Below are 11,529 nucleotides of genomic sequence, written 5' to 3'. Positions count from 1 at the left end.
AGGAGGAAAAGACGGCCTTTATATAGACGTGATGGCAACGAATGCGCAGTATATTGCCCACTATCAAAATAAAACCCTGCTTTTTTACCTTGGACGATGCCGCGCAATGAATGACCAGCCACGCTCTCTTGCCTCAATGCTGTTCCCGGTTGGCCTGCTATTAATAGCCATGGCATCAATCCAGTCCGGCGCCTCACTTGCCAAAAGCATGTTCCCCATCGTTGGCGCTCAGGGAACCACTACGCTGCGGCTGATCTTTGCCAGTGTCATCATGCTGTTGATACTGCGTCCCTGGCGAGCCAGGCTGACCGCCAAGTCGCTACGCACGGTCATCGTTTACGGCATGGCTCTAGGCGGAATGAACTTCCTCTTCTATATGTCATTGCGCACTGTACCGCTGGGGATTGCCGTTGCCCTTGAGTTCACCGGGCCGCTGGCTGTAGCCATCTATGCCTCCCGTCGTGCTATCGACTTTCTCTGGATCGCTCTCGCCGCCGCAGGATTGACGTTGCTGATTCCAACAGGTGCCACCAGCGCCGGAATCGATCTGGTCGGTGCTGGGTATGCACTGGGAGCCGGTATCYGTTGGGCGCTCTATATCCTGTTCGGCCAGAAGGCAGGTGCCGATAACGGTGTGACGACCGCAGCATTAGGCGTAATGATCGCGGCATTGTTCGTGGCCCCTATTGGCATCGTGCATGCTGGTTCAGCGCTTTTGACCCCCTCCCTGATTCCCATTGCCATTGGCGTCGCCATTCTATCCACCGCCCTGCCCTACACACTGGAGATGGTCGCCCTTACCCGCATGCCGGCACGGACATTCGGCACACTGATGAGTATCGAACCGGCTTTCGGAGCCTTATCGGGCCTGCTGTTTCTGCACGAATTCCTCACACTGTCACAATGGATGGCGATCCTGTGCATTATTCTGGCGTCTGTCGGCGCAACCATGACCATGGGTAGCGCCGCGAAGCCTGCAATAGCGGCTGATTGAAAGAGGTTTTGACGAAGGTCTGGCAATTGGTGCGTATTTAGGCCATGTTTAGACCTGTAACCCAATGCCAGACATGGATTTTTTCGGACAGGGATTTCAAAACGCTTAGAGCGCAGGCGAACACAGGCAAACCCGGGCATTAGACTCGTGGCCGCTATAAGGACGGTAATGAAACGAATTTTGATACTGATCGCCATACTGGCTATTGCGGGTTGTGCGGCGACTTCGGAAACCAAGGTAAAACGCGGAAAAAAAGGGCTGCACATCAACTGCTCAGGGCTATCGTCCTCCTGGGACAAATGCTACGCCAGCGCCGCCAATGCTTGCTTGCCGAAAGGCTATAAGGTCATCGCCAAATCCGGTGACACCGTCGAAGAGCCCGGCGATTACCCGTTCGGTCTCAATCCTGCGGGTTACACCAGTCGCAGCATGATTGTCATCTGTAAATAGATCAGCGCTGCGCGGCAATCTGCCGGCCAATTTCTTCATGGCTGGACTTCAGCACCGCTTGCTGAACGTCCGGCGTGGCCAACATGCGCGCCACCACCAATGCCCCAACGCATTGCGACAGCACCGACCACGCCAGGGTCTCGCTCTCAAGTATCTGTGCCCAACGCTCCTGAAGCCGGCAAATCCACAGCTCGGCCTGCTCGCGCACCCGAACATCCGATCGAGCAATTTCTGCGCCCAACGCCGGCAACGCGCAACCGGCCTCAGGTTGCTCTACGTGAGCCATGCTCAGGTAGTGCTTGAGACAGCGCTCCAGTCGCTCACGATCCCGCGTGCCCTCCCCGCCCAATCGTTCAAGGCTTTGACCCAACTCGCGCTCGACGATGGCAGTGAACAACGCATCTTTCGACGAAAAGTGACTGTAGAACGCCGCGCCACTCAATCCGATAGCCTTCATCAAGCCGTCGACGCCTACCGTGGAAAACCCCGAACGCTTTGCTGACAGCGAGCTGCTCTGCAATAGCTTTTCCCGGGTTTCCAACTTGTGACTGGCGGAGTAACGCATGTGTTTGCCCTCGAATCGACTGCCTTGACGTGGTCTGGATCCTAGCATAACGTTCGTTCACTTAACGATCGTTTAATAAAGGCATCTACCCATGACTAACAAGAAGGTCGTATTAGTGGTTGGCGCTGGCGATGCCACGGGAGGGGCGATTGCCAAGCGTTTTGCCAAAGAAGGATTCATCGCCTGCGTCACCCGACGCAGCGCCGACAAATTGCAGCCGCTGGTGGACGCGATCAAGGCTGAAGGCGGTGAAGCCCACGGTTTTGCCTGCGATGCGCGCAAAGAAGAAGACGTAATCGCTCTGATTGAAGACATCGAGACTCGCCTCGGTCCGATCGAAGCTTTTGTGTTCAATATCGGCGCCAATGTGCCGTGCAGCATTCTTGAAGAAACCGCACGCAAGTATTTCAAGATCTGGGAAATGGCCTGTTTCTCAGGCTTCCTCAATGCCCGTGAAGTGGCCAAACGCATGGTCACGCGCAATCGCGGCACGATTCTCTTCACCGGTGCTACCGCCGGACTTCGCGGTGCTTCCGGATTCGCCGCCTTCGCCGGTGCCAAGCACGGTATCCGCGCACTGGCGCAAAGCATGGCGCGGGAACTCGGACCGATGAACATCCACGTCGCCCATGTGGTGGTCGATGGAGCGATCGACACCGATTTCATTCGCAACGGTTTTCCGGAAAAGTACGCGACCAAAGATCAGGATGGCATCCTCAATCCCGAGCACATCGCCGAGAACTACTGGTATCTACACAGTCAGCCGCGGGATGCCTGGACGTTCGAGCTGGATCTGCGCCCCTGGAATGAACGCTGGTAAGCCAACGCCATAACAATAACGACAGAGACGCGAAAATGACTAAAACCGTGGAGTTCTATTTCGACCTTGGCAGCCCTGCCACCTATCTGGCCTACACCCAATTGCCGAAGATTTGTGCCGAGACGAACAGTGAACTGATTTACATCCCGATGCTGCTCGGTGGCGTATTCAAGGCAACCGGCAACGCGTCACCGGCAATGATTCCGGCGAAGGGTCGGTATATGTTTCAGGATCTGGATCGCTACGCGAAACGCTACGGGGTGCCGCTGAGATTCAATCCGCATTTCCCGATCGACACACTGATGCTGATGCGTGCGGTCACGGGTATCCAGTTGCGTCAGCCAGAACGCTTTGAGGCGTTTATCGATTGTCTGTTCACGGCGCTGTGGGTTGAAGGACGCAGCCTCGACGAGCCCGCGACTGTCGCCGCTGTACTGAGCGAACACGGTTTCGACCCGCAGGAAGTTCTGGCGCTGAGCAACGATGAATCTGTCAAAGCAGCGCTTAAGGAGAACACCGAAACGGCGGTTAAACGCGGCGTGTTCGGCGCACCGAGCATGTTCATCGGTAATCAGCTGTTCTTCGGCCAGGATCGGCTCGACTTCGTTGAAGAAGCCCTGCGCCAGGGCTAGGCGATCATTCAGGCGCTGGTAACAGCGCCTGAATTGCAACCAGTCAGATGGCGGCAGTACGGGTGTTCAACCATTCCAGCGCAGCACCCTCAAGCAACGGACTCAAGCGCTCACGCACTTCTGTGTGGTAGGTGTTGAACCATTGTTTCTCTTCCTCAGTCAGCAGCGCCGGCAGCAGGCATCGGGTATCGATCGGGCACAGCGTCAAGGTTTCAAACTTGAGGAATTCACCGAATTCGCTGCTACCCGCCTCGCGGTTCATCGCCAGGTTCTCGATACGCACACCCCAACGGCCCGGACGATATGTACCCGGCTCGATCGACGTGATCATCCCCGGCTGCATGGCCGTCTGCGGTGCCGGCGCGGCCTGATAGGCAATCACCTGCGGGCCTTCATGGACATTGAGGAAATAGCCAACGCCGTGACCGGTGCCGTGGCCGTAATCCACGCTGTCGGCCCAGATCGGCGCACGGGCGATGGCGTCCAGCAGCGGCGAGAGAATGCCTTTCGGGAACTGCGCGCGCGACAGCGCGATCACGCCCTTGAGCACGCGCGTGCAATCACGCTTCTGCTCTTCGCTCGGCGTACCGACCGGCACCATCCGCGTGATGTCCGTGGTGCCGCCCAGGTACTGTCCACCCGAGTCGATCAGCAGCAAGCCGTCACCCTCGATCACCGCGTGTTCTTCTTCGGTCGCATGGTAATGCGGCATGGCGCCATTGGCGTTGAACGCGGCAATCGTGTTGAAGCTCAGCGAGACATAATCCGGACGACGCTCGCGAGCAGCTGTGAGCTTCTCATCGATGGTCAGTTCGGTAATGCGTTCGCGGCCCCACGCAGATTCCAGCCAGGCAAAGAATTCGCACAGCGCCGCACCGTCCTGTTCCATCGCTTGGCGGATGTGTTGAGCATCGGCTTCACTTTTCTGCGATTTGGCCAGCGTGGTCGGGTTCAAGCCTTCGACCAGTTTCACTGCGCTGTCGAGATTATCCAGTAAACCGCTGGTCACTCGTGCCGGATCGACCAGCAAGCTCGCGCCACTCGGAACGGCACGCAGGGCATCAGCGACTTCGCTGTAATCACGCAGCGTTACGCCATCCTGTTCCAGCACTGCGCGCAATTCGCCATCAACTTTGCTCAGCGCCACGAACAACGTCGCCTGCTGCTGATCGATCAAGGCAAACGAAACAAACACCGGGTTGAACGACACATCGCCGCCGCGCAGGTTGAACAGCCAGGCAATGTCGTCGAGGGTGGCGATGAAATGCCAGTCGGCCCCGCGCTCCCGCAAAGTTTCGCGCAGTTTGGCAAGTTTCTCGCCACGGCTGACCGTCGCCTGCGGTGGCAGATGCTGATAGATCGGTGCATTCGGCAGGCCCGGACGATCGCTCCAGACCTCCTGCAGCAGATCGATATCGGTACGCAGGCGCGCACCGCGTGCTTCCAGCTTGCTGCTCAGGGTACGCGCCGACGCCACGGCCATCACCGCACCGTCAACTGCGACCACACCACCTTCCGGTGTTTGCTCGGCCAGCCAGTCCAGCGGACTCGGTTGACCCGGTTGCAGTTTGACCAGTTCGATGCCGCTGCCCTTGAGCTCCTTGGTCGCTTGCTCCCAATAACGGCTGTCGGCCCAGACACCGGCGAAATCAGCGGTGACGATCAACGTCCCGACCGAACCATGGAAGCCCGACAACCACTGCCGGCCCTGCCAGTAACCCGGCAGGTATTCCGACAAGTGCGGGTCGGCGGACGGCACCAACAGCGCATGAATGCCTTCACGGCGCATCAGTTCACGGGTCTGCGCCAGGCGCTGGGGCACCGATCCTTCGGTCGAGGTCTGGGTACTCATCATGTCTCCTGCTAATCACTTCATCGTTATTGTTCGTAGCCGAGAGGTCGGCTCGTTTAAAGCCCGGTCGCCCAGAATGCCGGAGCACTGGCGCAGGCGGTCTTGATCAGTTGCACGGCCTTATCGATATCTTCGGCGGTGGTGAAGCGGCCGAGGCTCAGTCGAATGGTGCGACCGGCCAGGTGCGCGTCATGCCCCAGCGCCAACAACACGTGGGATGGCGTGTTACTGGCCGAGTTGCAGGCCGAGGTCGCGGAAAAGGCAATCGAATGGCTCAACGCCGCGCTGTTGAATTCACCTTCGCTGAAGGTCAGGCTCAAGGTGTGCGGAATGCGTTGAGCGGCGCAACCATTGAGACGTACGCCCGGCAGGCTGAGCAGTTGTCCGAGCAAGCGTTCACGCAACGCGACGATCGTTTTTTTCTCATCATCGAACGTCTCGGCGGCCAGCGCGAACGCTGCGCCCATGCCGGCAATCTGGTGCGTCGCCAACGTCCCGGAGCGCAAGCCACCTTCATGTCCGCCGCCGTGAATCTGCGCCTGTAACCGCTGCTGCGCCCGTGGGCCGACATACAACGCGCCAATGCCTTTGGGGCCGTAGAGTTTGTGTGCGGAGAAGGACATCAGATCCACCGGCCATTGCCCCAGATCGATGGCCACTTTGCCAGCGCCCTGCGCCGCATCGACATGGAACAACGCCTCGCGACTACGCACCACTTCGCCAATCGCTTGAACATCATTGACGGTACCCAACTCGTTGTTGACCAGCATCAGCGACACCAGAAAGGTGTCGTCGCGCATGGCTTCACTGACCGCTTGCGGGGTGATCAGGCCATCGACATCCGGCACCAGATAGGTTACGGCGACGCCGGCGTCCTGCAATTGGCGGGCGGTATCGAGGATGGCTTTGTGTTCGATCTGACTGGTAATGATGTGGCCGCCGGGGACACCGCGGGCCTGCGCCACGCCTTTGAGGGCGAGATTATTGGACTCGGTGGCACCGGAGGTCCAGACGATCTGCTCAGCCTTGGCGCCGACCAGTTCGGCGACCTGTCGGCGGGCCTGCTCGACCGTGTGTCGGGCTTGCTGGCCGAACGCGTGGGAGCTGGAAGCCGGGTTGCCAAAGTTACCGTGAAACCCCAGACACTCGATCATCACCTGGATGACCCGCTCGTCAACCGGGGTGGTGGCGGCGTAATCGAAATACAACGGACGTGTGTTCATAAATGACTCGCAGAGCGTGTTCCGGGATCAGGAGGCTCGTGTCTGCAAACGGCACGGCGCAGCCTTGTGAGCTGCGCGTCGGTTCGAGAGCGTCATCAATACCTGATCGGATGCCGTTAAAGAAGAACAACTTCATTTAAAAGTGCGTAGGAACGCTCCTGAAGTCGAGCTTAACAGGCATCCGGCCTGCGGTTGAAGCAATGCGTCAGCTAAAGCTTTCGAGAAGTAACGGGTACAACGAAATCACCAGCAATGCCGCCATGCCCCAGTTGAACACGCGCAACCAGCGCGGATCCTTCAGCACATTGCGCAACAACGTACCGCAGGCCGCCCAGACGCCGACGCTGGGCAGGTTGATGATGGCGAACACCGCGGCAATCACCACGACATTGGTGAAATAGCCCTGCATCGGCGTGTAGGTGCTGATGGCCCCGATGGCCATGATCCACGCCTTGGGATTGACCCACTGAAACGCGGCGGCGCCGAGGTAGCTGATCGGCTTGGACTCGCCTTCGGCGCTGTCGCCGACCGGTCCTGAGTGAGCGATTTTCCACGCCAGATACAGCAGATAGGCCGCGCCAACATAGCGCAGAACCGTGTAGAGAATCGGGTAGGTCTGAAACACCGCACCGAGGCCAAAGCCCACGGCCACGACCAGAACGAAGAAGCCGCAAGTGATCCCGAGCATGTGCGGGATGGTGCGGTTGAAGCCGAAATTAACTCCCGATGCCAGCAACATGGTGTTGTTCGGCCCCGGCGTAATCGAGGTGACAAGGGCAAACAGGGCAAAGCCCAACAGCAGGTCAAGCGAGAGGTTCATGGCAGGCAATCCATCAGGGTCATTCAGGTGTAGACCCTATCCCACACCGCCCGGCAAGCCCACGGACAGTTGGGGAAAACTTCCAGCAGTACAGTTTGTTTTCAGCTAGGACGACCGTGCAGCTGTACGGCACGTTCGGCACTCATTTCAGCTTTCTTGTCGAACTGCGACTGACCGAGCAGTTGGGCTTTTTTCGCGTGGTATTCGTCGAAGGACAAGCCGCTGCGATTCAGTGCTTCCATCGCCAATTCGCGGGATTCTTCATCGGTGTAAGGGCGCAGTTCCGGTGATACATGTCCAACACAACCGGCGAGTACGGAGACAGCGAGCAACAGGGAGACAGTCAGTAAACGATTCATGGGAGCGTCCTGGCGAGCAATGGGGAGTCGATGGACAAAGGCTACGCCCGGGCACGCTTGCGCAGAAATCAACGCTCTCAATAGTGGCTATCAGGAAATCGACACGTGCTGGCACATATCTCTTAACGATCTATAAATATCAATTAACGTTCTTTTACGGAATAACAAACTGCCTTTATAACTCCCTGCATGGGCTGAGCACTGTTGCTCCAGCAACTGTTGCTCAGCCAACACTGATTCAACAAAGCGCCCTGCTACTCACAGGGGTGACCGCCGCGCTAACGCTCAACGCCTTGTAAAACGGGGCTTCCAGGACTTGGTACAGCGCTTGCTCTGACCCGGTGACTCACTCACTGCTCGCTGAGCAACTGTTGAAAAAAGGAACTGATCATGTCGCGTCCCCTGAAAGTCGTCGCCCTCTCCGGCGGCACCTGGCGTCCGTCCCGCACCCTGGTACTGACCCAAGCTTTGATCGCCGAACTGGCCGAGCACTTGTCCATTGAAAGCCATTTGATCGAACTCGGTGATATCGCTCGCCCGCTCGGCGGCGCGCTGTCGCGTCAGGAACTCAGTGCAGAGGTTGAAGCCGAGTTGCAAGCCATTGAACAGGCCGATCTGCTGATCGTTGCCGCGCCGGTTTATCGCGGTTCCTACCCGGGCCTGCTCAAGCACTTGTTCGACCTGATCGACCTCAACGCCTTGATCGACACCCCAGTGCTGCTCGCCGCTACCGGCGGCAGCGAACGCCATGCGCTGGTGCTCGATCACCAGTTGCGGCCGCTGTTGAGCTTCTTCCAGGCCATGACCTTGCCGATCGGCGTGTACGCCACCGAAGCCGACTTCGCCGATTACCAGATCACCAGCGAGCTGCTGAAGGCGCGCATACGCCTGGCCGCCGAACGCGCAGCGCCGCTGTTCGCCACCCAAATCAAACCTTTGCTGAAAATCGCCTGAGGAGCCGTTCATGGATGTTTTCTGGTTCCTGCCGACCCACGGTGATGGCCACTATCTGGGCACTACCCAAGGTGCGCGCCCGGTCACCCTCAACTATCTGAAACAAGTGGCGCAGGCGGCTGACAGCCTCGGCTACCACGGCGTGCTGATCCCCACCGGACGCTCCTGCGAAGACTCCTGGGTGATCGCCTCGGCGCTGGTGCCGTTGACCGAACGTCTGCGTTATCTGGTGGCGATCCGTCCGGGAATCATCTCGCCGACGGTGTCGGCGCGCATGGCTGCGACGCTTGACCGGTTATCCAACGGCCGTTTGCTGATCAACGTCGTGACCGGTGGCGATCCGGACGAGAACCGTGGCGACGGCAGTTTTCTCAGTCACGCCGAGCGCTATGAAGTTACCGATGAATTCCTGAAAATCTGGCGCCGCGTGTTGCAAGGCGAAGCGGTGGATTTCGACGGCAAACACCTGAAGGTGCAGAACGCCAAAGCCCTCTATCCGCCCGTGCAGAAACCCTATCCGCCGCTGTACTTCGGCGGCTCCTCCGATGCCGCGCATGATCTGGCCGCCGAACAGGTCGATGTCTATCTGACCTGGGGCGAACCACCCGCCGCGGTTGCAGAAAAACTCGCCGACGTGCGCGAACGAGCGGCGCGGCATGGGCGCAAGGTGAAGTTCGGCATCCGCTTACACGTGATCGTGCGCGAGACCGCCGAAGAGGCGTGGAAAGCGGCGGACAAACTGATCGAACACATCAGCGACGAGACTATTGAGGCCGCGCAGAAATCCTTCTCGCGCTTCGACTCGGAAGGTCAACGGCGCATGGCGGCTTTGCACGATGGTCGTCGCGATAACCTCGAGATCGCTCCGAATCTGTGGGCTGGTGTCGGTCTGGTGCGTGGCGGTGCCGGTACGGCGCTGGTCGGCGATCCGCAGCAAGTGGCGGCGCGGATCAAGGAATACGCGGATCTGGGCATCGAGAGTTTCATCTTCTCCGGTTATCCGCATCTGGAAGAGGCTTACCGCTTTGCCGAGCTGGTGTTCCCGCTGTTGCCCGAGCCTTACGCCAGTCTGGCCGGGCGTGGCGTGACCAATCTGACCGGGCCGTTTGGCGAAATGATTGCCAATGATGTGCTGCCCACAAAAGCCTCGGCGTAAACCGGATCTCTTGTGTAGGAGCAGCCGCAGGCTGAGTGAATTCAGGAGTGTTGGTGTGACCGCCAAACCGCAAAGTACTTTGTTATCCCCATTGCAGACCGCTCGCCAACTGGCTGCCGAGTTTGCCCTGACCGCCGTCGAACGTGACGAACGTGGTGGCACGCCAAAAGTCGAGCGCGATGCCCTGCGCAACAGCGGCCTGCTGGCCCTGAGCATTCCCACCCGCTACGGCGGCCTCGGCGCGAGCTGGAGTGAAACCCTGCAGGTCGTCCGCGAGTTCGCCAAGGTCGACAGCTCGATCGCCCACGTTTTCGGTTTTCATCATTTGATGCTCGCCACCGTGCGCCTGTTTTCCCGGCCGGAACAATGGCAGCCGTGGTTCGAACAGACCGCGCGGCAGAACTGGTTCTGGGGCAATGCGCTCAACCCGCTCGACACTCGCACCGTGGTCAAGGATCTCGGCGGCTGGCGCGAATTTTCCGGGAAGAAAAGCTTCTGTTCCGGCGCCAGCGACTCACAAATGCTGATCGCCTCGGCCGTCGATGAGAGCGCTGGCGGCAAATTACTGATCGCAGCGATTCCCAGCGGCCGCAGTGGTATCACCCTGCACAACGACTGGAACAACATCGGCCAGCGCCAGACCGACAGCGGCAGCGCGACCTTTGAACGGGTGCGCGTCGAAGAGTCGGAATTGCTCCTCGATCCCGGCCCGCTGAGCACGCCGTTCGCCTGCCTGCGGCCATTGATCGCGCAGCTGACGTTCACGCATATGTTTCTCGGGATTGCCGAAGGCGCCTTTGAAGAAGCGCGGCAATACACCCTCAGCGAAACCCGGCTCTGGCACAAATCCTCGGCGCGCGATGTGCGTGAAGATCCATACGTGCTCGCGCATTACGGCGAGTTCTGGGTGGCGCTGGAAGGCATTCGTCTGCTGGTCGAACGCGCGGCAGCATTGCTTGATGAAGCCTGGGCCAAGGGTGCGAATCTCAGTGCCGAAGAGCGCGGCCAAGTCGCGACAGCGATTGCTACCGCGAAAGTTGCCGCCAGCCGTCAGGGCCTGGAGATTTGCAGCCGTCTGTTCGAAGTGACCGGCGCGCGTTCCACCCATGCTTCCCTGCGCCTCGATCGCCACTGGCGCAACCTGCGCACGCAAACCCTGCACGACCCGCTGGACTACAAACTCCATGAGCTGGGCGACTGGGCGCTGAACCAGTCGCTGCCGGTGCCGACTTTCTATTCCTGACCTGCCTGCATTTGAACTAAAAAGAAGGACGAGCCCATGCAACTGCTGACCCTACCGCCCTCCCCCGCGCTCGCCACGTCGATCCGCGCCACCGCGCAGGTGTTCGAAGACCCGAAATCCCAGGCCCTGCTCGCGCATTTGCAACAGGTCGCGCCGAGTGAAGCCAGTGTGCTGATCATCGGTGAGACCGGCACCGGCAAAGAGCTGGTAGCGCGGCATATTCATAACCTCAGCAACCGCCGTCATCGGCCGTTTATCGCGGTCAATTGCGGGGCGTTTTCCGAGTCGCTGGTGGAAGCGGAATTATTCGGTCATGAAAAAGGCGCGTTCACCGGCGCCCTGAGTGCCAAGGCCGGATGGTTCGAGGAGGCGGACGGCGGCACGTTGTTTCTCGATGAGATCGGCGATCTGCCGATGGCGATTCAGGTGAAGTTGCTGCGGGTGTTGCAGGAGCGCGAAGT

At 59.2% G+C, this 11,529-nt stretch carries 13 protein-coding genes; 8 read left to right on the top strand and 5 right to left on the bottom strand.

The window, feature by feature from the left end; translation table 11 throughout:
* The first annotated feature begins 106 nt into the window (after nucleotides 1-106).
* Nucleotides 107-994 carry a threonine/homoserine exporter RhtA gene (gene rhtA, locus AC1DVF_RS27510; protein WP_477783470.1) on the top strand — a complete coding sequence of 296 codons (888 nt, stop codon included), beginning with the start codon at nucleotides 107-109 and terminating at the stop codon, nucleotides 992-994.
* Between the two features lie 168 nt (nucleotides 995-1,162).
* Nucleotides 1,163-1,444 carry a hypothetical protein gene (locus AC1DVF_RS27505; protein WP_093434980.1) on the top strand — a complete coding sequence of 94 codons (282 nt, stop codon included), beginning with the start codon at nucleotides 1,163-1,165 and terminating at the stop codon, nucleotides 1,442-1,444.
* 1 nt (nucleotide 1,445) lies between these two features.
* On the opposite strand, the gene AC1DVF_RS27500 is transcribed toward AC1DVF_RS27505, so the two are convergent.
* On the bottom strand, nucleotides 1,446-2,009 hold the full coding sequence (locus AC1DVF_RS27500) for a TetR/AcrR family transcriptional regulator (RefSeq protein WP_093434982.1): 564 nt from the start codon (nucleotides 2,007-2,009) through the stop codon (nucleotides 1,446-1,448).
* Nucleotides 2,010-2,100: 91 nt separating this feature from the next.
* Between AC1DVF_RS27500 and AC1DVF_RS27495 the strand changes: the two genes are divergently transcribed.
* Both AC1DVF_RS27495 and AC1DVF_RS27490 read left to right on the top strand, forming a co-directional pair.
* A complete protein-coding gene (locus AC1DVF_RS27495; RefSeq protein ID WP_460091639.1) occupies nucleotides 2,101-2,829 on the top strand; it encodes an SDR family oxidoreductase in 729 nt (242 codons plus the stop codon).
* Between the two features lie 35 nt (nucleotides 2,830-2,864).
* The gene (locus tag AC1DVF_RS27490; protein WP_477783469.1) at nucleotides 2,865-3,461 is read left to right on the top strand and encodes a 2-hydroxychromene-2-carboxylate isomerase; all 597 of its coding nucleotides are present in this window, start codon (nucleotides 2,865-2,867) and stop codon (nucleotides 3,459-3,461) included.
* A gap of 43 nt (nucleotides 3,462-3,504) precedes the next feature.
* Here the strand turns inward: AC1DVF_RS27490 and AC1DVF_RS27485 are convergent, their stop codons facing one another.
* From AC1DVF_RS27485 to AC1DVF_RS27470, 4 genes are all read right to left on the bottom strand, one after another.
* Nucleotides 3,505-5,313 (bottom strand): aminopeptidase P family protein, encoded by a 1,809-nt coding sequence (locus tag AC1DVF_RS27485; RefSeq protein WP_460091641.1) that lies wholly within the window; start codon nucleotides 5,311-5,313, stop codon nucleotides 3,505-3,507.
* Nucleotides 5,314-5,369: 56 nt separating this feature from the next.
* Entirely contained in the window at nucleotides 5,370-6,536 is a 1,167-nt protein-coding gene (locus tag AC1DVF_RS27480) for a cysteine desulfurase family protein (RefSeq protein WP_320337452.1), read from the bottom strand.
* A gap of 205 nt (nucleotides 6,537-6,741) precedes the next feature.
* A complete protein-coding gene (locus tag AC1DVF_RS27475) occupies nucleotides 6,742-7,356 on the bottom strand; it encodes a LysE family translocator (RefSeq protein ID WP_116256570.1) in 615 nt (204 codons plus the stop codon).
* Nucleotides 7,357-7,457: 101 nt separating this feature from the next.
* Nucleotides 7,458-7,715, bottom strand: coding sequence for a hypothetical protein (locus AC1DVF_RS27470; protein WP_099756808.1), 258 nt, complete (start codon nucleotides 7,713-7,715; stop codon nucleotides 7,458-7,460).
* A gap of 390 nt (nucleotides 7,716-8,105) precedes the next feature.
* Here AC1DVF_RS27470 and msuE point away from each other — a divergent pair, with 390 nt between their 5' ends.
* From msuE to AC1DVF_RS27450, 4 genes are all read left to right on the top strand, one after another.
* A complete protein-coding gene (gene msuE / locus AC1DVF_RS27465) occupies nucleotides 8,106-8,669 on the top strand; it encodes an FMN reductase (RefSeq protein ID WP_095048401.1) in 564 nt (187 codons plus the stop codon).
* 10 nt (nucleotides 8,670-8,679) lie between these two features.
* Entirely contained in the window at nucleotides 8,680-9,825 is a 1,146-nt protein-coding gene (gene ssuD, locus AC1DVF_RS27460; RefSeq protein WP_007949711.1) for an FMNH2-dependent alkanesulfonate monooxygenase, read from the top strand.
* 55 nt (nucleotides 9,826-9,880) lie between these two features.
* Nucleotides 9,881-11,068 carry an acyl-CoA dehydrogenase family protein gene (locus tag AC1DVF_RS27455; protein WP_093435001.1) on the top strand — a complete coding sequence of 396 codons (1,188 nt, stop codon included), beginning with the start codon at nucleotides 9,881-9,883 and terminating at the stop codon, nucleotides 11,066-11,068.
* A gap of 36 nt (nucleotides 11,069-11,104) precedes the next feature.
* Nucleotides 11,105-11,529, top strand: a 425-nt coding sequence (locus tag AC1DVF_RS27450) for a sigma-54 factor interaction domain-containing protein (RefSeq protein WP_477783468.1), incomplete at its 3' end; no start/stop codon positions are given.

The sequence above is a fragment of the Pseudomonas sp. P4_D7 genome (assembly GCF_056401755.1).
This window is presented reverse-complemented; position numbering and strand designations above follow the sequence as displayed.

Bases quoted from the DNA above. Each gene is read 5' to 3' on its own strand.
- AC1DVF_RS27505 (WP_093434980.1), top strand. From the start codon at position 1,163: ATGAAACGAATTTTGATACTGATCGCCATACTGGCTATTGCGGGTTGT.
- AC1DVF_RS27500 (WP_093434982.1), bottom strand. From the start codon at position 2,009: ATGCGTTACTCCGCCAGTCACAAGTTGGAAACCCGGGAAAAGCTATTG.
- AC1DVF_RS27495 (WP_460091639.1), top strand. From the start codon at position 2,101: ATGACTAACAAGAAGGTCGTATTAGTGGTTGGCGCTGGCGATGCCACG.
- AC1DVF_RS27490 (WP_477783469.1), top strand. From the start codon at position 2,865: ATGACTAAAACCGTGGAGTTCTATTTCGACCTTGGCAGCCCTGCCACC.
- AC1DVF_RS27485 (WP_460091641.1), bottom strand. From the start codon at position 5,313: ATGAGTACCCAGACCTCGACCGAAGGATCGGTGCCCCAGCGCCTGGCG.
- AC1DVF_RS27480 (WP_320337452.1), bottom strand. From the start codon at position 6,536: ATGAACACACGTCCGTTGTATTTCGATTACGCCGCCACCACCCCGGTT.
- AC1DVF_RS27475 (WP_116256570.1), bottom strand. From the start codon at position 7,356: ATGAACCTCTCGCTTGACCTGCTGTTGGGCTTTGCCCTGTTTGCCCTT.
- AC1DVF_RS27470 (WP_099756808.1), bottom strand. From the start codon at position 7,715: ATGAATCGTTTACTGACTGTCTCCCTGTTGCTCGCTGTCTCCGTACTC.
- msuE (WP_095048401.1), top strand. From the start codon at position 8,106: ATGTCGCGTCCCCTGAAAGTCGTCGCCCTCTCCGGCGGCACCTGGCGT.
- ssuD (WP_007949711.1), top strand. From the start codon at position 8,680: ATGGATGTTTTCTGGTTCCTGCCGACCCACGGTGATGGCCACTATCTG.